Raw genomic sequence first — 21,660 nt, forward strand, 5'->3', positions numbered from 1 at the left:
TCGTCAGGCTCATAACCTGAAGGTCAGAGGTTCAAATCCTCTCCCCGCTCCCAATAACTTCCACTCAAAATTGCTATATCATCACTTAAACGAATTTTACTCGTTATATCAGTTTAAAATTTAATTTAATATTTATATATTGCTTGTTAATTGCTTTTAATTTGCAGGTCTGGTTCATTAAAAGAAATATTATTTTTCTGCAATGTCAATTCTATGAAAGGAGATTATGACACAAAAAAAAACTTACAATTCTATTAATCAGACTTGGTTTAAAATTCTTTTTTTGTTTCATTTTAGTTTTTTTTACAGTGTTTACTATTCTAAATGCGTTTTTTCACAGACTTATTCTGATCATGAAATTGATACATTAGACCAAAATGGTAAAAGTGTACCTTACGATTCAGATGGTGAATTATTTTTCCACAAATTAAATGAAAAGTTGGATCCTCATGGTGTGCAGTTTGCTTTAAGCTGGACAGGTGAAACAGCAGGTATTGTAAGGGGAGGACGTAGAAAGGGTGTTGATTATGCACATCAGATTGCTTTTTCAGTTGATATGGATTGGGAGAAAATCGCCGGCTTAAAGGGATTTTCTACTCATGCGATGATTTTAAATCTAGCTGGGCGCAATGCCAGTTCCGATTATGTTGGGGATTCACAAATTCAGGCCCAGGAAATATATGGGGGTGGATATGACCGATTATTTCATATGAATTATATTTATATTGAACAACAGTTATGGAAAGATCAGGTTAATATTCGTGCAGGACGGTTAAGTGTTGGAAATGAATTTGCATCAAGTCCATTCGCATGTCAGTTTATGTTAATTGCAACTTGTGGTCAACCCAGGAGTATTCAGTCCCAACAAGGTTTCACACCCTGGCCTGGAACTGTTTGGGGGATTAGATTTTTATTTCATTTAACAAAACAAAGTTACTTCCAATTGGGTGCTTATGAAAGTTCTCCATGGGGAACCGGTAAAGGGGGTGTCGCAGGTTTTGACTGGAGTACGAATGCTGCAACAGGTGTTTTTATGCCAATTGAATACAGTTATAACCCTGAATTTGGTAAAGATAAGTTAACGGGATATTATCATATAGGTGCTGGTCTTGATACCAGTCGTTTTCAAACCTGGTCTGCACAGGCTGTAAATGGAAATAAAAAAGATCATCGCAGTCAATTTTGGGTTATGATGGATCAGATGATTTTTCGTAATGACCCCAAGAAAGATCATGGATTATATTTAATTTTGAATTATGGACATGATTCAACAACAACTTCTACATTTAAGGATCTTTATAATGTAGGTTTTATTAATAAGGGATTTTGGAAGAAAAGACCCTATGACCAAATAGGTTTCATGTTTACCTATTATACAGTGCCTAAGAGTTTAAAACATGCTCAAAAATATCAAATGACGCAATTGTCTTCCCCTTTTAATGCAAAGGTTTTGTCATTATTGAATGGTGCACCCGCAGCACAGTCAAATTCTGCTTTGTTTGAATTGAATTATGGTATTTCTGCTTATCGGGGTGTTATGGTCATGCCAGTTGTCGAATATTTTCATCATGTTGCTGCCACTAAAGCCTACAAAGATGCTTTTGTTATTGGATTAAAAACCAATATTAATTTTTAGAAAATTTATTCAGAGGTTTTTGTTCAATCTATACTTATAAGATGTGAAATCCTTGTATCATTTCATTATATTGTAAATTAATGAATAAATAGGTAATAATTTGTAGTGCGTATTTTTATTTTCCCTTTTATATAATGTATAATTAATACAGTTTAAAATTTACTGAAAAAAGGTGGTTTTTCTTTAATGAAACAAAAAGGAAATAGATTGATTTTGGGGATAATTGGGGGATTGATGGTAAATTCAATGATTCCGTTCTTATCTTGTTTCGCACGTCACCACCATCATCACCATGTTCCCCCTCCAAAGACGGTTGAAAAAAAAGAAGATGAAAACACGCCGCAACAAACGATTAAAGACGCGGATTCTATTCCTTCAACCATCAGGCAAAAAATGCAGGAGAATCAGAGGGTTGAACATTATCAATCTTTAAAACAAGAAAACAAGCCCGCCTTGTTACTTCCCAATCATTATACAAGGGGTGATAAAGGCCATTTGAATGCTGAACAAGGTTGGGTGAACAGTAAACGTCAACGTGGTCATCATGATATTGGTATTAATGCACCTCTTCCTCAAACAGCGGATCCAACTCAAAATAAAACACGTAACGTTTTTCGTAGAGCAATGCCGATATATGAACCAAATTATTAAACGTTCATGAAACAATATTTAATTTTTCGGCAATTGCTTTTTTAGCCTGATTAATGGTTTCTTCAATGGGTTGTGTATTATTGTCAATATCAATAATGGGGGCACCATTATAGGTTAACTGTTGTAATGTTCCAATTTTTTTGATCATTGATTCAAGGCGATGATCAGGTTTTCTCTGTTGGGCTGTTTCAACGGTTACGTTTAGCCGTATAACCAGATCGGGTGTATGGTTGATCATCCAGTTATAAAGTGATCGTTCAAGCTTTGAGAGCAGGCGTGTTATGGACGACGCTGGGTTTTCTGTTGTCAGATCAGGTCCATCCAGTCCACCAATAACGGCAACTTGGGGAAATCGGTCAGTAAGAATGTAAAAGCCTTGCTTACGCAGGGAAAGCATCCTGTAAAAGCGATAAACGCGACGCAGAGACATTATGAATATTCCCAATGCCAATAATGCGTTCGGTCCTTCTTTTGATTTAGCCTGTTTATTGGTCTTGGTAATATTTTTATCAAGTTTTTTCCCTAGAAACGGAAGTTTAATCAGACGTCTTCTTATATTTCCCGTTTGTCTGCCCAAGTGGCATAATTTTGTAGGATGAACTGAATTCAACCAGCGTTCCAATTCCAGACAGACTGTTGTTTTGCCAGATCCGTCGCACCCAATAATAGCAATAATCGGTGGCGTAGAAGATTGTGTCATAAATTATATATCTCTTGGTTATTTAAATGGGATATCGTAATCTTTCTATATTTCAATAGATTACGGTCAAATTTGATTTGTTAGTCAATGAAAACTGTATTATAAGACAACCTTTCCTAGTCTGTTAGGTTGGAAATTCCTTGGAATTTTTCAGTATAGAATCAGTAACTTAAAGCAAATCAGGCTTTAAGTTAAAACTTGTGTTCCAAAGATATCCATAATTATATACATAAATCTGTTATATTTTAGAAGATTATATATGCATAAAAAAAGATCAACTGAAAATCAGGGCCCATTAATTGCATTAGTCGGTTGTGATGGATCAGGAAAATCAACATTAAGTTTTGATCTTGCTGAAGCATTAAATCAAGAGCGACCTGCAAAGTGCTGCTATTTGGGCCAAGGATCAGGAAATATTGGTCGAAAGATCAGCCAATTCAGATTTGGGGGAAAAATACTTGGACGTATAATCGATAAGAAAGCGGGAACGGCCCGTACCAAGGGGAAAAAAATTCCTGGTGTTTTAACGGCCTTGGTTATTTTCTTTTTTTCCTGTGTTCGTTTTCTTAATTTTATAAAAATGTTGAAATTAAGAAAACAGGGGGTTTTGATCATTGCGGATCGCTATCCTCAGACAGATGTTGTAGGATTTTATGACGGACCCGGTTTGTCAGCTGCACATACGCAAAACCGTTTTATCCAGTTTCTTGTTAAAACAGAATACAGGCTTTATGATTACATGGCTTCCATAAAACCGGACTTGATAATTCGGTTGAACATTGATGTTGATACCGCATATCAACGTAAACAGGATCACGATTATAATTTGTTAAAAATCAAAGTGGAAGCCACTCAAAAATTAAAATTCAGAGGGGCACCAATTGTTGATATTGATGCTTCTTTGCCTTATAAAGAAGTTTATGAAACAGCTATGCGGGCAATTAGGAAAGTAGAAATTGCATATAGCGAAGGGAAAATAAGGAATTAATTATTGTTCAATCATAAAATGCTATTTTTAATAGGTTTTATTTTTCTTTTATTTGCTGTTTTTTTATTCCTTTGCACAGATCTGGATCAGAAACTCAATGGTGTTTTGCTTTCTGATCATGACAGTAGCTTGATTTATTGGAATAGACTTGTATCTAAATCGGGTTCATTTGCGGTTGTTCTTCCCTTAAGCTTAATATTCATATTATGGGTCTGGATTTATCGTTCGCATCGAGACGCGGTTTGGCTGTTTGTAATCTTGATTTCAGCGCGTCTGGTTTTTCTTTTAATGAAAAATATAATTGTTAGAGCAAGGCCCGCTTTTCCATTTTCTCATATTCATGCGACAACAGCCAGCTTTCCAAGTGGACATGCAGTCAATGGACTGATGTTTGTGTTGATTATATTATACTGTTTAAGAAATTACAGTTTGGTTTGTTGGATATCATTGATATGGGTTTTTTTAGTGGGATGGTCGCGTTTGGCATTGGGGGCACATTGGATAAGTGATATACTGGCAGGATGGGGATGTGCGATCATGTGGTTTGCTTTTATGATGGGGATTAGAAATACTGTATTTGTTCAAAAATTGCTAGATTATATTTTATAATCAGGCAGGTTTTTACTGTATTAATTTTATAGCGGAAATATCGTGAATTTTAAATTTTTTACCAAGCCACAGAATATTATACAATTTGAGGGTTTCCATTTTTCTCGTTTTCAATGTGATCAGCTATATGAAATGATTTTGGTGGATGATGAAATTCACCTCAATGTTTCATTACCTGACAAACTTGTATTTGATTATACACAGGATCAACTGATTGACGGTTTTATGATTAGTCGTCAATTATGGGTGGAAGGGGTTATGGAACCCGCATTTATGAATATTTTGCATTCCTTGAGATACTCTTGCCATTTATCCAAGGAAAATAAAGCCGTTTACAAGAAGGTAAGGGCCAAATTCAAACATTTGTGCTATGCATATAGGGCTTTTGATGAACGCCATTGTAGACCGTACTGGCTTGGCAAGATGACGGGTTTATTAGGCAAATTACAGGATGGCTTCAAAAACAGGAAATCTTTCATTGTAAAACCAAGGGCGGTATTTCTGGATTATATTTGGCATGAAAAAGGGTTGTATTTATTAAAACGGGAAGTAAATTGCTTTTTTCCCTGCAACTTGAAAAGCTTTGTAAAATATTTTCGAAAAAGACTGGAAATCATTAAGAAAGAGCTTGAAACACATGTAACTATAACAGCTCATGAGTTTCATAACATGAGAAAAACAATCAGTATGATTGCAGCCACCTATGGTACTTTTGATGTTTTGTTTCCATCAGATTATCATCATCAGACTTTTCAATATTTATCGACAATTAATGGTATGATGGGCGATTATCATGATGAATTGGTGGAAAAAAAATTGAATAAAATTCAAAATTACTATTTTGATCGATTTATGATACCTGAAGAAATTAAGAACAGGTTAAACACTTTTGCAGGTCGTTTTATAGACGATAGTAATGATTTTTGTTGATCTTGTTTCACTTTATTGACAGAAAAACCCATTTTAAAATGAACCACCAAGCGTAAATGGATGCTGATAATGATGCTTTATTATCCTCTAGTAATCCATGAGCGGTATTATTACGAAGATTAAAGCCTATTGGATCAATAAATAAACTTTTAAATTCAAAAAGTAAATTTACATCTAAAATTTTTTCTATTTCAGGTAATTTTAAAAGAGTATTCAGGCTATTATATGTTTCAATATTATTTTTATCCAAATTGCTGGTACGAACTTTAATTTTTTTAAGTTGATCTCTTATAATATTTTCGACTTGCGGGCAAAGTAGATAAATAGCAGCTATAAAATCCTTTTGAAAACCTGACCACAGGGCGTTTGCCATGATTTTTTCCCGATTTTTAGGAACAATAAGAGATTTATGACAGATATTTTCAAAAATTTCTTTTGAAAATTTATCTTCTTTATGAAGTTGGTTCAGCCCTGCATTAATCAATGGTATGTTTATATAAATATTTAATCTATATTTTTCTTGGTTTTTTTCATTTAATTTATTTTCTTCATCGTCAGGTGAGATTTTTGCGATTAAACGTCCATCATCACCTCTATAATCTTTTCTATAAAATTTTGAAAGTATATTAGAGTAAAAAAAATCATTTGATAATATTGCAGTATCATGAACAAAATCTTGATAAGCAATAGGCAAATCGGTAAAATATTTGAGAGTTTCGATAGGATCTGTTTTGTTTGAAATGCGTTGTACAAATGCTTGAACTAAATTTGTAATATCAAAGGGGCCTATATGTATTTTATCCATATTTGCTAACACTATTTGGTTAGATTCTTCCAATTTAGCATGAAGGTTGTGTATTTTATTATCCACATCGTAATCGTTTCGATTTTTTTTAGGTATTTTATTATATGTTTGTAAAGCTGCGTCGTAAAAATAATAAGCGTTACAATCATTATTTTTATATCTAAAATCTCCATGATATTCATGATATTCGGCTATGTTGAAAAGAGATTTTATTTCATTTTCTCTATCGTGAAACTGTTTATATTTACTATTTAGAAATGTTAAAATAATTGTTGCTAAATGAAAATTATTTTTATTTTTAAGTTGAATTGCCTCTTGATATAATTTAGGCATTACAATTTTTTGTAATACATCCTTATTTTTTGTTTTATCTATTAATTTTGCCAATATTAATATTAGTCCACGGTCATTTTCACTTTTAAAAACATCTGTCAATTTAGATAGTATTTTATCTAATTGATTACTATCATTTATCTGTTGACACAAATAAATCGCACGTTCGTAGTATTTGTTCAAATCTTGGAACAAAAAAATTATATTTTTTTTGTTGTCAAAAGTGTAATAAGTGTATGAATCAATTGCGATTTGGGCATATTTATAATTTTTTGGTTCTTGAACAAGCCATAAAATATCGGCTATTCTTGCTTTTAACGATGGTTCAGGAATGTCATTTAATATAAGGCTTAAGAATTCAAGCTCTTCTTTTGTAAGATCTGAAGGTTCTTTAGTACGTTGTCTTAGTATTATATTTGTATAAAAAGCCCTAAAAGGTTTATCTTTATTATTGGCATCTAAATACATTAAAGAAATTTCCGCTAACAATTCAAATATTTCATATTGTTCTTGCTGTCCAATATCTAGTTTTTCTTTTGCAATTTTTTTTAAACTGGAGTGAAGTTTATCGTAAGAAACAGGATTTTGTTCCGGTTCATATTTCCAATTACATTCAAGAAATGCCTCTCGCGTTAGTTTTGGCGAGTTTTTCATTGTTTTAAATTTCTTTTATGATTTTAAATCAAGGTTAAATTCGTTTCGAATAAAATATAATAAACGAAATGAAATTTAATGAAATTAAATTAAAATTGAAAAGAGATCAGCGTTTTGTGGCAAATCACTGCAAACTACTAAATAATATATTTATATATAATTAATTTTTATGGTGCCCAAGGGCGGAATCGAACCACCGACACAGCGATTTTCAGTCGCTTGCTCTACCGACTGAGCTACTTGGGCATCTTGATATTCGCTTTCGGTATTTGACGCGAATCAATGTATACAAAGCATTTACCCTACATTGGGATCAGGATCAAGTCTTTCTTTTATGGAATTTAGCAATTCTTTTTCTTCCTCTTCATTTTGTGGAGGGGATGCAATGCGATAATCCTCGTAAAACCAACGACCTAGATCAATATCGGCGCATCGTTTAGAACAAAATGGTTTGAATTTTTCTTGGGCCGGTTTTTTACAGATAGGACAATGTAACGCAGGTTTATTCATAAGAAAAATCCCATTCTTGAGGTTTAAACGTTAAATCCGCTTTTAGTTGTAGCGATATAGAACATCGTCGTTCAAAATCTTTAATGGCATATTCATCCTTTAGTAATGCCTGATATAAATGCGGGTGAAGTTTCAATTTTAAAAGATGATAACGGTAATGGTGATTGACTGAATTGAATTCCAGCATGACCTTCGCAAGGATCTTAACAGCTTTTCCGTGATCCGAGGTTAACAGTTCATGAAGGGGTGGGCGTTTTCTCATTCGAACGATTTCGGCCAATCCCAGGTGCGTAAATCCCAATAATCGGGGGGATAATGGATCATTGGCCAATGCGTCATTGATGTCCTGTTGTAATAAACGTCTTTTTTTGATTGGCAGACCTATTAGATCAATAAAAATTGCACCTGATAGATTACGCAATTTTATTTGATGCAATAATGGTGGCAAAGCGATACGGTTTGCGTCAAATTGCGCCTTTATTTTTGTTTGATTTTCTTGGCTATGGCTTACACTATCCATATCAATAGCGACGAGAGCCGGGGTCGGGGTAATTGATGCTTGAATTCCTTTTGGTAATTTAACGGATGATACCATTAATGTCTCAATCTGTTCCGATATAATGCTTGGACAGGAAGTCTGCGCAATTTGAACACGATTATGCAACGAACTTGGTATGATATGAATAAGGTGCGGATCATCAATTATGATTGGTAAATTTTCCCAAAATCTTGAAAGATCTTCTAAAGGAGACGGTCCTTGTTGGATCAGATGTATTTCAGTGCTTTTCTGGATATTGATGGATAGGTTTTTGGTATCCAAACGGACATTTTTTCCATTCTGGGCACTTCGTGAGACTTTGACAATTATTTTATCGCCATTGTGCAGATTTTTGGCACCTGCATTATCAGGCAAAAAACCGGATATGTTTTTACCCAGAAGAATAAAGGCTCCACCTAATGCAGGTAAATGGGCGGTAACCCGACCATAGTAAATGTCCCCGAAACCATCAGGAAATCCAGGATACCACAAGGCATAATCTAAGAGAGTGTCATGATGGGTAACGGCAATATGTATTAGACCAGGCGCTGAAATAACCCAGATTTGAGGCATCAGGGGATTAATCCTTGACCGCGTATAAGCTGGGCTGTCTCAAATAATGGAAGACCGACAACATTACTGTAGCTCCCATTTATGGATTTGATAAAACTGGCGGCATAACCCTGAATGGCATAGGACCCAGCCTTGTCTTTCCATTCATCGGTTTCTAAATAAGAAAAGAGTTGTTTATCAGTCAATCGTGAAAAATGCACGATAGTACAGACAAGACGTGAGGAGATCCGTTGTGTCTTTGCATTATACAATATAACAGCTGTATAAACTCTATGTCTTCGACCAGACAGTAAACGTAATTGTTTTTCCGCGATTTTTACATCTTGCGTTTTATTTAAAATACGTCGTCCTGCTGCCGCAACCGTATCAGCGGCTAAAATCATGGGTGATTCAAGAGAGAGTTCCCTGCCAGCCGATAGTTTTTCCTGTGCAAGGCGCTGAACATACTGTCTGGGCAATTCTTTTTTTTGGGGCGTTTCATTAATTCGAGGATGAACGATTTTTTCAGGATTAATGCCGATTTGTTCAAGCAGTTGTAAACGTCTTGGTGATGCGGAGGCCAGTGTAATTGGAAAATCAGAATTTTCCATCAAGAAAGAGGAATGATGCATTATTATTTAAAGCGGAACGTGATGCGACCTTTGGTTAAATCATAAGGGGTCATTTCAACGCTTACGCGATCACCCGCCAAAACACGAATACGGTTCTTGCGCATTTTACCGCTGGTGTGGGCCAAAATAACATGTTCATTATCCAATTTTACACGAAACATTGCGTTCGGCAAAAGTTCAGTAACAGTTCCGTTGAATTCGATCATATCTTCTTTAGACATTTTTAGTATATATATCCTTCAAGTTAAAACAATTAATTTTGTTCTTACCATAACGATGAATATTGAAAAATGTCCAGTTTTATTTATGCAAACTGTCCAAACGGGAGGAAATACTTAAGGCATGTGCGGTTAAACCCTCAGTTTTTGCTATCGCCACTGCAGCAGGTCCCACTTTTTCAATACCCTTTTCATCGCTTTTAAGGAAAGTCGTTCGTTTAAGAAAATTAAAAACCGATAATCCGGATGAAAAACGTGCAGTACGATTGGTTGGCAAAACATGATTGGGACCGCCAACATAATCTCCAATTGCCTCAGGACACCATTTTCCAATGAATATCGTGCCGGCATGTTTGATTTTGCTGAATAGGTCATCTGGATTTTCAAGCATGAGCTCCAGATGTTCAGGGGCAATCCGATTGATAAGGGGAATGGCTTCTTCCCAAGATTTCACAATAAGAATAGCACCATGATTTTTCCAGCTTGTTTCCGCTATTTCTTTTCGTGAAAGACTTTTCAATTGTTCATTGACAGCTAGCGAAACTTGATGGGCAAATTCCTCATTATCAGTAATAAAGATTGATTGTGCCATGGTATCATGTTCCGCTTGTGCCAAAAGATCCAGGGCGATATGCGTTGGATTATTATGCCGGTCAGCAACAACCACAACCTCGGAGGGGCCTGCGACGCTATCAATTCCGACCAAACCGAAAACCTGTCTTTTTGCTTCGGCGACATAGGCATTGCCAGGACCAACAATATAGTCAACGGACTCAATGGTTTGTGTCCCGAAGGTCAGGGCGGCAATGGCTTGTGCTCCACCAACACGGTAAATTTCGGTAACACCTGCCCTATAAGCCGCAGCCAAGACGAGAGGGTTTAGATGGCCATCCGGGGTCGGGACACACATTGCCAATCGTTTGACTCCAGCAACCTTGGCCGGGATAGCATTCATTAAAACGGATGAAGGATAGGCAGCGGTACCTCCTGGAACATATAATCCGGCGGAATTCATGGCATTCCAGCGATACCCAAGATTAAATCCACAATCATCCCGGTAATCAAGATCGGGAGGCAATTGTTTTTCATGGAATTTTTGAATTCGTTGGGCGGCTAGATCAAGTGCATCAAGCAATTCCGGATCAATTTTCTTGCAGGCTTGCTTTATTTCCTGTTCTGTGATCCGTAATTCCGTAGGAGACAGTACCAAGCGGTCAAAGCGTTTGGTATATTCACAAAGTGCATCATCGCCATCATTTTTTACAGCCTGTAGAATCTCTGTTACGGGTTTTGTTGCTTGTGAAGTGTCTGCTGTTCGCGCGGCAAGAAGATTACAGAAAAATGTTTTAAAATCCGGTTGATTTGTTGATATGATTTTCATGATATATCTTCATTGTTTGGAAGGGTGACAAGTTGGCGAAACCGTTCAATTAATGCATTAACGCGGGCAGATTGTGTTTTTAAGGCGGTGCGATTGATGATGAGACGGCTGGAGATTTGTGTAATCATTTTAATTTCCTGTAGACCATTGGCCCTTAGGGTTGATCCTGTATCGACAAGATCCACAATCAAGCTGGATAATTTCAAGACAGGCGCAAGTTCCATGGCACCATGCAAATTAATGATATCTGCTTGCACGCCTTTACTGGCAAAATAACGTTGGGTGATATTCGGATATTTGGTTGCAACACTTATCTGTGACCAACGCGCGGGGTCTTCCAGATTTTTATTTTTTGTATCCGCTAATTGCGCGATAGATAAACGACAGCGTCCTATATTGAGATCAAGAGGTGCATAAATATCCGAATAATCAAATTCCATCAGGACATCGGAACCACAAACACCCAGAGAAGCCGTGCCAAAAGCTACAAATGTTGCGACATCGAAAGAACGGACGCGGATAATGTCAAGCCCAGGGTCATTTGTCTTAAAGCGAAGAAGGCGGCTGTCTTTATCAAAGAAAGCGGGTTCTGGTATAATATTGGCTGTTTCAAGAAGAGGGAGACAATCCTTTAGTATCCTTCCTTTAGGAAGGGCTAAAATAAGAGGGTTTGATTTCACGCCAGGTACAGACATTTAAAGTGTAAGCAAAAGTGGATCTGATTATAATAAAATTGTTAAATAATTTAAGGTTTAACTATAATCAGATCATTGGTATAAAACAAGTTCTCTTCTATGAGGAATGAAAATATTATTTAGTCTTGATTCTTTCAATTTGAGCACCGCAGGCAGACAGTTTTTGATCAACTGCTTCATAACCGCGGTCTAGATGATAAATCCTGTTCAGGCTTGTTTCTCCCGCTGCGGCCAGACCGGCTAGGATTAACGAAAACGAAGCCCGTAGATCCGTTGCCATAACAGGCGCGCCGGATAGGGAATGAACACCACGAATAATTGCTGAAGAACCATGAACATTGATTCTTGCACCCATACGGTTCAGTTCTGGGACATGCATGAAACGGTTTTCAAAAATTGTTTCCGTAATCATGCTCGCTCCTTCAGAAATTGAAAGAAGGGCCATGAATTGGGCCTGCATATCCGTCGGAAAACCTGGATAGGGTTCTGTCATGATATCAATGCCTCTTAAATCACCCGTGCGCCGGACAAGAATGGCGTTTTTTTCTGGAAACACCTCTACCCCAGCCTCTTCCAACGCATGAATAACAGATCCCATGGCATGAATGTCGGCTCCGATCAGGCGCAGTTCTCCACCTGTAATACCGGCTGCACAGGCATAGGTACCGCATTCAATTCGATCAAACAGGATGGAATGTTCCGCGCCATGTAAATGATCCACGCCATCAATGATCAGATGACTTGTTCCTTTACCCTCTATTTTGGCGCCCATCGCGATCAAGCAGTCGATAAGATCGCAGATTTCAGGTTCACGGGCTGCATTCAGCAGTTCCGTTCTGCCTTTGGCAAGGCAGGCAGCCATGATTGTATTCTCTGTAGCGCCAACAGAAACAAATGGAAATACAAAGCGACCACCACGTAATCCCTTGGGTGCAGTTGCAATAACATATCCCTGATCAATTTCGATTTCAGCGCCCAAGGCTTTGAGTGCATCCAGATGAAGATTAACAGGACGGGTTCCGATTGCACATCCTCCCGGCAGGGAGACCTTGGCCTTACCACAACGTGCAAGAATGGGCCCTAGAACAAGGATAGAGGCCCGCATTTTCGAAACGATATTGTAGGGAGCTTCGGTATTTGCAATATCCCCTTGAAAAGTGATATGATGTGGATCCTTGTCATTATAAGTGACGGTAAGACCATGTTGTTGCAGAAGTGCGCACATGGTCCGTATATCAACAATACTTGGAACATTTCTTAGTGATAAAGGTTCAGGGGTAAGCAAGGCACATGCCATGATTGGCAAAGCTGCGTTTTTTGCCCCCCCAATGACGATATCACCATATAAGGGTCTGCCCCCACGGATTAAAAAGCGATCCATTCTTTTTTTTTCATTTATAAGCGAGGGGTAGCGACACCCATCTGTTTCATGTATTTGCCATTTTTATCGGCATAACTGACTTCACAAGGTTCACTGCCCTTGAGGAAAAGAAGCTGGCAGATTCCTTCATTCGCGTAAATTTTGGCAGGAAGGGGAGTGGTATTACTGATTTCAATCGTAACCTGCCCCTCCCATTCAGGTTCCAGAGGAGTGACATTTACAATTATGCCACAGCGTGCATATGTTGATTTTCCCAGACAGATAACCAAGATATCTTTTGGAATACGAAAATATTCCACGGTTCTGGCCAGAGCAAAGCTGTTGGGCGGAATCACGCATACATCTGTTTTACGGGTTACAAAGCTGCTTGGCGTAAAATTTTTAGGATCTACAATGGCATTGTCGACATCTGTAAAGATTTTGAACTCGTCTGCAACGCGGGCGTCATATCCGTAAGATGATACACCATAAGAAATTATTCCCTGACGATGCTGTTTATCAGCGAAAGGTTCAATCATTCCTTTTTCATTAGCCATCTCTTTAATCCAGCGATCAGGCATAATTGGCATAAAGCTACTCCCTACCCTTTATATCTTTGCATTTTAATTAAATAAATTTGAAATGATAAACAAGTATTTTGTAAACAAACCTTTACAAAAAGCATTTTACGTTAGTGGTTCTCGCTCTTTTCTTTCACGCTGTTGCTTTTTTCTGCGTTTTAGATTCTCGCGTAACGCCGCGGCTTCCTTGTCGCGACGTTGAGTTATAGAATCTTTCAAAATTATTTTTTTTGGCTCACTATTCATAATGAATCAATTTACCTAATTTTTTGAAAGAATCAACAAGGCTTATTTTAAATGTTGGACTGCAAAAGCCGCAGCCGCTCCTAAAAGTCCAGGTTGTGGATAGGTCAGAATTTCAACAGGGATATCAGCCAGCATTCTTTCAAAGCGACCCTTATCAACAAACCGTTCTGCAAAACCCGAATGGGGAAGATAATCGGCTATAAGAAGACCGATGCCACCACTAATTACAACACGGTTGGCCAATTGTACCAGAGCCATGTCGGAGCAGAAAGTTCCCAAATTCAGACAAAACCGTTCCAGTGCAGCCGTGGCAAGATGGTCGGTACCCTTTAATGCGGCCTCCCATAGATTGCTATCGCTGTGATGGGTAACAGGCAGTCCGGCATTTGCGCCAAGCGCATCATAGATATTACCCAATCCGGGACCAGAAATGATCCGTTCTGCGGAAACCCTGCGATAATGTTGTTTCAGGTACCGTAAAATACTGATTTCGATATTGTCACAAGGGGCATAAGAGGAATGTCCGCCTTCACTTGGAATAACGGTATATTTGTCTGTATCGAATGCAAGAGAAGCCACTCCCAGTCCTGTTCCAGGACCGACAACTGTGGTTATTCCTTGAGGACTTTCTTTTCTTCTTGGGCCACAAACATGTTTAAGATGGTCCTCTTGACAGTTGGCGATCGCATGTCCAATTGCTTCAAAATCATTTATCAGAACAAGCTTTTCCAGATTTAGCTGTTGGGGAATAAGGGCGGGCCGAATGATCCATGGACTGTTTGAAAATTTGAGAATATCACCTCGAATCGGACAGGCAATTGCCATGGAGGCTTGTTTAGGCAAAGGACGGCCAACCTTTTGTCCAAAGGCATCCCATGCAAGTTGCAAAGTTGCATAATCCGCTGTTTTTAAAATGGTTTCGCTGTCAATGGTAACGACCTGTCCATTTTGTATCCTGGCAATTGCAAAACGTGCATTTGTCCCCCCGATATCTGCAACGACAATTTCAATGGGAGCATCAACAGGAGTGGAGTTATTCTTGGAGTTGGACATAATAAAAATCTCCATTTAAGAGGATTAAAACAAATAATATTAACAATATTTTTGTTCACATAAATTTGAATTTAATTTAAGGATTTTTAATATTTTTTTCAACTTTTTGTTAAATTCGTTAAGGCATTTTTTGGGTAAAGATTAAAAACAATCTCTTTAGATCATTGCGAAGCGGTTGTGCTCGGTAAGGTTAAGTTAATCTCTGGATGTGTTGTTATTATAAGCTGCATAGCTTGATTGACTTGTTTCAGGGATAAAGATTGCGATGAAATGGGTGTGATCAGACGAGCCTTACGTACAGTAACAAGATTATTCACAAATTTTTGTCGGTTTTCCAAATCTATTGTCGCGGAATAATAGCAGTTTTCCTGATCTCTTTTCTGAAGAATGAGATTGATGCCCTGTTTTTCTGTTTTATCATTCAGGTAGAAAATAATTCCCGTATTTGGCCAAAGTGGCGTTACGGCATTGAGCGTGATTTTTTCAGCTGAAAAGGAAATATATAAGATTGGTGCAGCTCGGGACATTCTCTCATTCCACCAGGCAAGTGTCGGTGGATTAGATTGGGGATAATATAACCATTCCCCAAATTTTATGTTTTCGCTGGTTTGCCGGGTTATTTTTCGTGTTTTCAGAGTTTCAGAATATGTTGTCACAGAATAGGATGTTGTAAATAAACTCACACCCAGAACAAATAATTGACATGTTTTTGATAAAGAAATCATGGAATACGTTACCCTTCATAAATTAATTCTAGAGTAAAGGTTTAAAACCGAAGTTTAAAGCAAAAACTATGATTTGTTCTGGTTTATGTAAATTAAATTTGATCCTTCATCATGGATTGAGCCTTTTGCAAATCCTCCTGGACCTTTTCTTTCAACTTGGGAACGCTTCCTTTAGGACTCATGATGCATAGTCGCCAATTTTTATTTTTATCATGTTGGTCAGGGTCACCGCTTCCCCAGCACCAGCCTTTATCTTTCATCTTTTTTAAATAATCATTACGTGTTGTACACACTGATTTTCTGGTTGGACTATTTAATGGTTCTGAGGCGTGATCAATACATTTTTTGACATAATAATCAGCCTGTTGAAAAAGAGGCACTAAATCTGGAGACATCCCGTCAGGAGGGCTAACAGGTTCAGGATTTGTTTTTCTTGTGACTAGGGGAGGGGGGGCTTCCAGATTTTTTTCCTTGATTACATTCATGAAAGAATTCAATGCAGATCGTTCACCATTCATGTCAATTGGAATTGAGGTTGAAATCGAAAGATTCAAAATCATTGGTGAACTGTGTTGCAAAGCATTAATGAATTTTGTGATGTTATCTGTGTAGATAGCGGTAGAATAGGTTACCCAGCCATTATGATCCCTTGTCTTGTTTAGGGTTACGGAAACTTCCCTGATGTTCCAGGTTATGTAAGAAAGCTTGAATTCCCGATAAGTATTTTTTTTGGCTGTTACATCAAGGGTTATTCTGTGTTCGGAAGGTGTAATATATAAATTTAAATTGGAAGTTGAATTTCTGTTCCAGTTAAGGGAGGCATGATTTTTACCGACAATCACATTCCAGTCATGAAAATCTTTTTCTTTAATGATGGAATGAATTTTCTCATTTTTTATTGTGGAAGGATAAGTTTTGGGATCGGGGGAGGATGAGGCCGTTGAAACATTGGCAAATGTTGAGAGTGGAAAAAAAGTTAAAAGGTAAAATAATTTACGCATTGGAATACCTGATTGCCTCGAAAAAGAATTAATTGCATTATAATATGAAAGTGGTAAAGCAAAGCAAAGAATATTTTTATTAAATAATGTTTTATAACTTCCATTATTTTATTACAAGTAAGGAACAGTAAGATATAATTCGTATTTTTTCTAAATTGTATTCTGTAAGGATGGTATTGTTAAAGTGAAAGCACAAAGTTTAAAAGATCTGGCGGCACGTTCCCCAGTGACTGAAAATTTATATAATCAGCATGGCTGTAACGATGTCATGACGGCATTTAATATCGCTAATCACTTACATTTATACGGTTTTTTAGAAGAGGCAGCAGCTTTTTATCAAGAGGCGATTAATTATCGTAAATTAGAAGCCGAAGCACATCCACGCGAAGCTATATTATTGCAGGTTAAACTGTTGTGTTTGGTAAAGGCCGGTATAGCTCTGGATGAAAAAGATTGCCAAAGGTTGCATGAGCTTTCCCCATCCTTGATGAATTATATTAGGGGTGTTGAAGAATATAGATGCGGAAAAATTGATGCTTTACAGGCGATAAAGAAAATTGATCATACTTTTGAACAATTTCATACAGGTGAAGAAATTGATGCTATTAATGTTGGTTTAATTCATGATGCATTGAAATCTGATATTTTCCCTGAGAGAATGGTTAAGAATAAGATTCCTCAATCTATTTTTTTTTACTGGGATCAGAATTTACCGGAGGATGTTAAGGAAAATATTGAGTATCATCAGAAGTTCCAGCATTTTAAAGTAGAGGTTTTTGACAGGGATAGGGCTTGTGAATGGTTATATGGCTATTACGGGCGTGATGCCAGGGAACTTTTTCTAAAATCCAGACATCCTGCAGAGGCTGCGGATATTTTGCGCGTTCATGTCATTAATCTATTGGGTGGGTTTTGGGTAGATGCGGATTTGAAAATTGTTTCTGAAAATCAGTTTATTGAAATGATTCCGGCAAATTATGATGCGATTTTTTTTCTGACTGAGGGAAATTTTGTTCATAATGATCTTTTTGGAGCCCAACCGCATAACGTTTTTTTAGAAGATTGTTTGTTGTCTATCTATCACAATTGTTATAAATATGATGGTTTATTTATTTCTTATAAAACAGGTCCGGGTGTTTTTATGAGAGCATTAAATAGAATTTATTCGCGTTGTATAAAAGAAAGAAAATTGAAATATCCTTCTTTGAAAATTATGGATTCTTCATTTTTTTCCAAATTAACTGAACAATATCCAGTTGCATACAAACAAAAAGGGACCTGGAGTTCAGTTTGATAGTCAATAGTGGTCTCATATTTGAAATATTAAGCAATTTTAGAATTGAATATATAATTAAGGTAAAGTTAAAATTATGACTGATGATATGAATTTGGATGTTGGTTATGAGGAGATTTTATCTGTTTGTCCCCAAGCTTTGGATGTTTTCAAACATCATGGGGCAAAAGATTTAAATCCCTTGTTTGATATTGCAAACATTCTCTCGACAAATCATTTTTATTCCGAGGCAGCTTTTTTCTATAAAATAGCGTTTGATACCCACTCCAAAAGTCCAACCCAATATCCATTGGCTCATGTTTTACTTATGGCCCGTCAGGTTGCTTTACTGAAAGCAAGTTTGCCGTTAAAGCGAGAAGAACTTGAACAGTTAAAAAATCTATGTATTCCTTTATATAATTTTGTGGTTGGATGGAAACAATATAGAGAAAACAATGATGCTTTTAATGCCATTCGAATTATGCAAAATTGTTATGAGGAATTTCATACCGGTGAGGAAGCCGATACAATCTATCTTACAATTATGATGAATATCTTTAATCCTGTATCATCGATAGGGATTAAAAATAGAGAAGTGGGTAGGGCCGATTTTAGTGTTATTCCCAATAATTTATTTTTATATTGGGATCAGAATCCTCCGGAGGAAATAAGTAATAATTTTAAATTTCTAAAAGAACTTGGTCATTTTAACCTAAAAATTTTTGATAAGGCGGAAGCAACAGAGTGGTTATATCAAAATTACGGTGTTGAAGCACGGCAAATCTTTCTTTCTGCTCGTCATCCAGCTGAAGCGGCGGATTTTCTAAGGGTTCACGTTATTAACTATTATGGTGGCTGGTGGCTGGATGCTGATATTCAGATTCAATCTGTTGAAAAATTTTACTTAATAACTCCTGCTATTTATGATCATGTATTCTTTCTAACGCATAATAATGTAGTTCATAATGACTTTTTTGGTTCTGTTGCGAAAAGTCCTATTCTAGAAGAATGTATGTTGAGTCTTTACCGGAATAGTTATTTGCATCAGGGTTTATTCATTGCCTACAAGACAGGCCCAGGAGTGTTCGCGCGTGCACTGAACCGTCATTTTTATCGTGCTTTGCGTGGAGAGGCAAAATATCCATCCTGTATATTATTGGATCATCAAAAATTTGCCGAGGTTATAAGGGAGTTTGATACACCTTATAAAGGAACAACTACAAGCTGGATGGCTGTTTGAAGAACAGTTGATTGTTTATCAAAATTCAATGACAATGGGGGCGTGGTCAGAAGGTTGGGTTTTGGCTCGTTCCTCTTTATCAATCCAGCAATTTTTTAATTGTTCAGTTATTTTTGCTGACAATAGAACATGGTCAATTCGAAGACCTGCATTTCGTTGCCATGCAGCTTTGGTGTAATCCCAAAAACTATATTCGATTGTATCAGGATGGAGAATGCGAAATGCATCCGACAGACCCAACCATAAGAGCGTATAAAAACCTTTTCGGCTTTCCGGACGGATCAATGCGTCATCGGAAGAAAGTATATTGGTGGTTAAATCACTGTCGGTGGGGCAAATGTTGAAATCACCTGCAAAAATACAGTTTTGTTTGTCGTTCAATAAGGATTGGGCATGTTTGATTAATGCATTAATAAAATCCATTTTGAATTGAAATCCCTCTTCGCCGCCGGAATTACCATTTGGTAAATATAGATTGCAGAGATGAATTCCTTGACTCTCAATCTCGAGATATCGAGCATGGTCTTTTGTATTCTGTAGATCAGGTAAATCCGTATGAAGCAATTTATAGGGATGGCGGCTTAAGGTGGCAACCCCGTTATAGGCTTTTTGTCCATGCACGATAACATGATAGCCTAAGGCTTTAAAACTTTCCGATGGAAACTGTGCGTTCTGGCATTTGATTTCCTGTAAAAAGAGCCAGTCAGGTTGTTCTTTTTGAAGCCATTTTTGAACATGGGAAAGTCTTTGGCGAATAGAGTTAACATTCCAGCTAGCAAGCTTCATCAGGATAATCCTTGGTATGAAAAGATACAAATTGAATTCCAGTCAAATTAATCTCATTATATCTTGATGGCAAGGGTGGACAGATTATCCTTTTTGTCTCTAAGCTTTGATTTTTTGTGATTGGAAAAAAGTAAAATTCCGGATGATTGAATTATGTAAAATCGAAAGTGCTGTATTTTAATCTAACACATATATGATTGTAGTCATTGAATTTTGGTCGTATTTTAAAATAAATTGAGAGCTATATACCATTACAATTTTATAATGATATAATTAGAATAATAAATGATCAGGATAATTTAAATTGATTATGTTGGATAAATTTAGGCGTGGCAATCATGAATCTAGCACCTTATGCCGTTCAGGAAAAAACAGCTCGGGGACGATTTTATCCTGAAACGGAGGCACAAGGTCGTAACCCCTGGCAAAGAGATCGGGATCGTGTAATCCATTCTACAGCTTTCCGTGTATTGCAATATAAGACACAGGTTTTTATCAATCACGAGGGTGATTTTTTTCGAACTCGTTTGACGCATTCGTTAGAGGTTGCGCAAATTGCCTGTTCTGTTGCTCGCGCTTTGAAATTAAATGTGGATTTGACAGAATGTTTGGCGCTGGCACATGATTTGGGACATTCACCCTTTGGACATGCTGGAGAAAGGGCTCTAGCAAAGATGATGCAGGATTATAACGGTTTCAGTCATAATGACCAGTCATTAAGACAGGTAACGTTATTGGAGCAACAATATATTGCCTTTAATGGACTCAATTTGACTTGGGAAAGTTTAGAGGGATTAGCTAAACATAATGGGCCGGTTGACAATCCCGACCCTTATTTAGAACGGATTAATCGGTCATATCCCTTGGATTTGTTCAATTATGCATCAGCGGAAGCCCAAATAGCATCAATTTCCGATGATATTGCCTATCATAGCCATGATTTGGATGATGGTTTACGTGCGGGATTGATAGAATTTAAAGATTTGGAAGATCTTCCCGTTGTTGGAGAGGCTTTATATGAAGCAAGAAAACAAATGGAGCAATGTAAATTTAAGGATAGTCTTCAAAAGCGTTTGAGATATGAAGTAATAAGACGGGTTATCGATTGTCTGGTTCGTGATTTGAAAAAACAGACTGCTGATAACTTAAGCGGTTTGAACCCGAAGACGCCAGAGGATATCAGGAATTGCACATATGGGATCGTGCAATTTAGTCCTAAAATTATGGAAGGCAATCAAAAAATTCGTAAATTCTTGTATCAGAATTTATATTCGCATTGGCGTGTCAATCGTATGAGTCGAAAGGGGGAATTGTTGGTTCAGCATTTATTCGAGATTTTATCTGAAAATGTTGATTTGTTACCCAAAAAATGGCAAATACGTGCCTTGGAGGCAGGAAAAAGAAAACAGAAATCAGGTATTTTACGGGTTATTACGGATTATATTGCTGGTATGACAGATCGTTATGCAATAGAAGAGTATCAAAGACTGACCGATTTATCTATTTTGTCGTAAAAATCTAAATAATTTGTTGTATGGTTCAAAGTCTTGTTTAGGGTATGGT

At 37.1% G+C, this 21,660-nt stretch carries 22 protein-coding genes and 1 tRNA gene; 8 read left to right on the forward strand and 15 right to left on the reverse strand.

The window, feature by feature from the left end; translation table 11 throughout:
* Positions 1–226: 226 nt before the first annotated feature.
* Positions 227–1,636, forward strand: a complete 1,410-nt coding sequence (locus tag H3T57_RS08665) for a carbohydrate porin (RefSeq protein WP_198194103.1) — start codon at positions 227–229, stop codon at positions 1,634–1,636.
* A 186-nt stretch (positions 1,637–1,822) separates the two neighbouring features.
* Positions 1,823–2,287 carry a hypothetical protein gene (locus tag H3T57_RS08670; protein ID WP_110439338.1) on the forward strand — a complete coding sequence of 155 codons (465 nt, stop codon included), beginning with the start codon at positions 1,823–1,825 and terminating at the stop codon, positions 2,285–2,287.
* A 4-nt stretch (positions 2,288–2,291) separates the two neighbouring features.
* On the opposite strand, the gene H3T57_RS08675 is transcribed toward H3T57_RS08670, so the two are convergent.
* A complete protein-coding gene (locus tag H3T57_RS08675; RefSeq protein ID WP_155564938.1) occupies positions 2,292–2,987 on the reverse strand; it encodes a nucleoside triphosphate hydrolase in 696 nt (231 codons plus the stop codon).
* A 259-nt stretch (positions 2,988–3,246) separates the two neighbouring features.
* On the opposite strand from H3T57_RS08675, the gene H3T57_RS08680 reads away from it, so the two are divergent.
* Genes H3T57_RS08680 through H3T57_RS08690 form a run of 3 tightly spaced genes read left to right on the forward strand, consistent with a single transcriptional unit; the run spans position 3,247 to position 5,514 of the window.
* Positions 3,247–3,975: a hypothetical protein gene (locus tag H3T57_RS08680; protein WP_198194104.1), complete on the forward strand. Its 729-nt coding sequence runs from the start codon at positions 3,247–3,249 to the stop codon at positions 3,973–3,975.
* A 3-nt stretch (positions 3,976–3,978) separates the two neighbouring features.
* Positions 3,979–4,584, forward strand: a complete 606-nt coding sequence (locus H3T57_RS08685; RefSeq protein WP_155566310.1) for a phosphatase PAP2 family protein — start codon at positions 3,979–3,981, stop codon at positions 4,582–4,584.
* Between the two features lie 42 nt (positions 4,585–4,626).
* Complete coding sequence (locus tag H3T57_RS08690) at positions 4,627–5,514, forward strand: hypothetical protein (protein ID WP_198194105.1); 888 nt, start codon at positions 4,627–4,629, stop codon at positions 5,512–5,514.
* A 7-nt stretch (positions 5,515–5,521) separates the two neighbouring features.
* Here H3T57_RS08690 and H3T57_RS08695 read toward each other — a convergent pair whose 3' ends face one another.
* From H3T57_RS08695 to H3T57_RS08755, 13 genes are all read right to left on the reverse strand, one after another.
* Positions 5,522–7,306: a DUF4209 domain-containing protein gene (locus H3T57_RS08695; RefSeq protein WP_198194106.1), complete on the reverse strand. Its 1,785-nt coding sequence runs from the start codon at positions 7,304–7,306 to the stop codon at positions 5,522–5,524.
* Positions 7,307–7,476: 170 nt separating this feature from the next.
* Positions 7,477–7,552, reverse strand: a tRNA-Phe gene (locus H3T57_RS08700).
* 51 nt (positions 7,553–7,603) lie between these two features.
* Positions 7,604–7,816, reverse strand: a complete 213-nt coding sequence (locus H3T57_RS08705; protein ID WP_155566314.1) for a DNA gyrase inhibitor YacG — start codon at positions 7,814–7,816, stop codon at positions 7,604–7,606.
* Positions 7,809–8,927, reverse strand: coding sequence for a ribonuclease E/G (locus H3T57_RS08710; protein WP_198194108.1), 1,119 nt, complete (start codon positions 8,925–8,927; stop codon positions 7,809–7,811). The genes H3T57_RS08705 and H3T57_RS08710 overlap by 8 nt, the downstream gene beginning before the upstream one ends.
* Positions 8,927–9,538, reverse strand: a complete 612-nt coding sequence (locus tag H3T57_RS08715) for a nucleoside triphosphate pyrophosphatase (RefSeq protein WP_155568829.1) — start codon at positions 9,536–9,538, stop codon at positions 8,927–8,929. Before H3T57_RS08715 ends, H3T57_RS08710 begins: the two co-directional genes overlap by 1 nt.
* A gap of 2 nt (positions 9,539–9,540) precedes the next feature.
* Complete coding sequence (infA, locus tag H3T57_RS08720) at positions 9,541–9,759, reverse strand: translation initiation factor IF-1 (RefSeq protein ID WP_110439346.1); 219 nt, start codon at positions 9,757–9,759, stop codon at positions 9,541–9,543.
* A 79-nt stretch (positions 9,760–9,838) separates the two neighbouring features.
* Positions 9,839–11,137, reverse strand: coding sequence for a histidinol dehydrogenase (gene hisD / locus H3T57_RS08725; protein ID WP_198194110.1), 1,299 nt, complete (start codon positions 11,135–11,137; stop codon positions 9,839–9,841).
* The gene (gene hisG / locus H3T57_RS08730) at positions 11,134–11,832 is read right to left on the reverse strand and encodes an ATP phosphoribosyltransferase (RefSeq protein WP_198194113.1); all 699 of its coding nucleotides are present in this window, start codon (positions 11,830–11,832) and stop codon (positions 11,134–11,136) included. The genes hisD and hisG overlap by 4 nt, the downstream gene beginning before the upstream one ends.
* A 115-nt stretch (positions 11,833–11,947) precedes the next feature.
* Positions 11,948–13,213 (reverse strand): UDP-N-acetylglucosamine 1-carboxyvinyltransferase, encoded by a 1,266-nt coding sequence (gene murA / locus H3T57_RS08735; protein ID WP_198194115.1) that lies wholly within the window; start codon positions 13,211–13,213, stop codon positions 11,948–11,950.
* Positions 13,214–13,227: 14 nt separating this feature from the next.
* Positions 13,228–13,782 carry a dCTP deaminase gene (gene dcd, locus H3T57_RS08740; RefSeq protein WP_198194118.1) on the reverse strand — a complete coding sequence of 185 codons (555 nt, stop codon included), beginning with the start codon at positions 13,780–13,782 and terminating at the stop codon, positions 13,228–13,230.
* Between the two features lie 279 nt (positions 13,783–14,061).
* On the reverse strand, positions 14,062–15,072 hold the full coding sequence (glk, locus tag H3T57_RS08745; protein WP_155566321.1) for a glucokinase: 1,011 nt from the start codon (positions 15,070–15,072) through the stop codon (positions 14,062–14,064).
* 161 nt (positions 15,073–15,233) lie between these two features.
* Positions 15,234–15,797, reverse strand: a complete 564-nt coding sequence (locus H3T57_RS08750) for a hypothetical protein (protein ID WP_155564947.1) — start codon at positions 15,795–15,797, stop codon at positions 15,234–15,236.
* 92 nt (positions 15,798–15,889) lie between these two features.
* The gene (locus H3T57_RS08755) at positions 15,890–16,798 is read right to left on the reverse strand and encodes a hypothetical protein (RefSeq protein WP_198194120.1); all 909 of its coding nucleotides are present in this window, start codon (positions 16,796–16,798) and stop codon (positions 15,890–15,892) included.
* A 184-nt stretch (positions 16,799–16,982) separates the two neighbouring features.
* Here H3T57_RS08755 and H3T57_RS08760 point away from each other — a divergent pair, with 184 nt between their 5' ends.
* Both H3T57_RS08760 and H3T57_RS08765 read left to right on the forward strand, forming a co-directional pair.
* Positions 16,983–18,092 (forward strand): hypothetical protein, encoded by a 1,110-nt coding sequence (locus H3T57_RS08760; protein WP_198194122.1) that lies wholly within the window; start codon positions 16,983–16,985, stop codon positions 18,090–18,092.
* Positions 18,093–18,168: 76 nt separating this feature from the next.
* Positions 18,169–19,311, forward strand: a complete 1,143-nt coding sequence (locus H3T57_RS08765) for a hypothetical protein (RefSeq protein WP_198194124.1) — start codon at positions 18,169–18,171, stop codon at positions 19,309–19,311.
* 18 nt (positions 19,312–19,329) lie between these two features.
* Here the strand turns inward: H3T57_RS08765 and xth are convergent, their stop codons facing one another.
* Positions 19,330–20,097, reverse strand: coding sequence for an exodeoxyribonuclease III (gene xth, locus H3T57_RS08770; RefSeq protein WP_155567645.1), 768 nt, complete (start codon positions 20,095–20,097; stop codon positions 19,330–19,332).
* A gap of 338 nt (positions 20,098–20,435) precedes the next feature.
* Here xth and H3T57_RS08775 point away from each other — a divergent pair, with 338 nt between their 5' ends.
* Entirely contained in the window at positions 20,436–21,611 is a 1,176-nt protein-coding gene (locus tag H3T57_RS08775) for a deoxyguanosinetriphosphate triphosphohydrolase (RefSeq protein ID WP_110439357.1), read from the forward strand.
* Positions 21,612–21,660: the final 49 nt, after the last annotated feature.

It is taken from the genome of Commensalibacter sp. W6292M3 (genome assembly GCF_016101315.1).
GTDB classification, from domain to species: Bacteria; Pseudomonadota; Alphaproteobacteria; order Acetobacterales; family Acetobacteraceae; genus Commensalibacter; species Commensalibacter melissae.

Bases quoted from the DNA above. Each gene is read 5' to 3' on its own strand.
- H3T57_RS08665 (WP_198194103.1), top strand. From the start codon at position 227: ATGACACAAAAAAAAACTTACAATTCTATTAATCAGACTTGGTTTAAA.
- H3T57_RS08670 (WP_110439338.1), top strand. From the start codon at position 1,823: ATGAAACAAAAAGGAAATAGATTGATTTTGGGGATAATTGGGGGATTG.
- H3T57_RS08675 (WP_155564938.1), bottom strand. From the start codon at position 2,987: ATGACACAATCTTCTACGCCACCGATTATTGCTATTATTGGGTGCGAC.
- H3T57_RS08680 (WP_198194104.1), top strand. From the start codon at position 3,247: ATGCATAAAAAAAGATCAACTGAAAATCAGGGCCCATTAATTGCATTA.
- H3T57_RS08695 (WP_198194106.1), bottom strand. From the start codon at position 7,306: ATGAAAAACTCGCCAAAACTAACGCGAGAGGCATTTCTTGAATGTAAT.
- H3T57_RS08705 (WP_155566314.1), bottom strand. From the start codon at position 7,816: ATGAATAAACCTGCGTTACATTGTCCTATCTGTAAAAAACCGGCCCAA.
- H3T57_RS08710 (WP_198194108.1), bottom strand. From the start codon at position 8,927: ATGCCTCAAATCTGGGTTATTTCAGCGCCTGGTCTAATACATATTGCC.
- H3T57_RS08715 (WP_155568829.1), bottom strand. From the start codon at position 9,538: ATGCATCATTCCTCTTTCTTGATGGAAAATTCTGATTTTCCAATTACA.
- infA (WP_110439346.1), bottom strand. From the start codon at position 9,759: ATGTCTAAAGAAGATATGATCGAATTCAACGGAACTGTTACTGAACTT.
- hisD (WP_198194110.1), bottom strand. From the start codon at position 11,137: ATGAAAATCATATCAACAAATCAACCGGATTTTAAAACATTTTTCTGT.
- hisG (WP_198194113.1), bottom strand. From the start codon at position 11,832: ATGTCTGTACCTGGCGTGAAATCAAACCCTCTTATTTTAGCCCTTCCT.
- murA (WP_198194115.1), bottom strand. From the start codon at position 13,213: ATGGATCGCTTTTTAATCCGTGGGGGCAGACCCTTATATGGTGATATC.
- dcd (WP_198194118.1), bottom strand. From the start codon at position 13,782: ATGCCAATTATGCCTGATCGCTGGATTAAAGAGATGGCTAATGAAAAA.
- glk (WP_155566321.1), bottom strand. From the start codon at position 15,072: ATGTCCAACTCCAAGAATAACTCCACTCCTGTTGATGCTCCCATTGAA.
- H3T57_RS08750 (WP_155564947.1), bottom strand. From the start codon at position 15,797: ATGATTTCTTTATCAAAAACATGTCAATTATTTGTTCTGGGTGTGAGT.
- H3T57_RS08755 (WP_198194120.1), bottom strand. From the start codon at position 16,798: ATGCGTAAATTATTTTACCTTTTAACTTTTTTTCCACTCTCAACATTT.
- H3T57_RS08765 (WP_198194124.1), top strand. From the start codon at position 18,169: ATGACTGATGATATGAATTTGGATGTTGGTTATGAGGAGATTTTATCT.
- xth (WP_155567645.1), bottom strand. From the start codon at position 20,097: ATGAAGCTTGCTAGCTGGAATGTTAACTCTATTCGCCAAAGACTTTCC.
- H3T57_RS08775 (WP_110439357.1), top strand. From the start codon at position 20,436: ATGAATCTAGCACCTTATGCCGTTCAGGAAAAAACAGCTCGGGGACGA.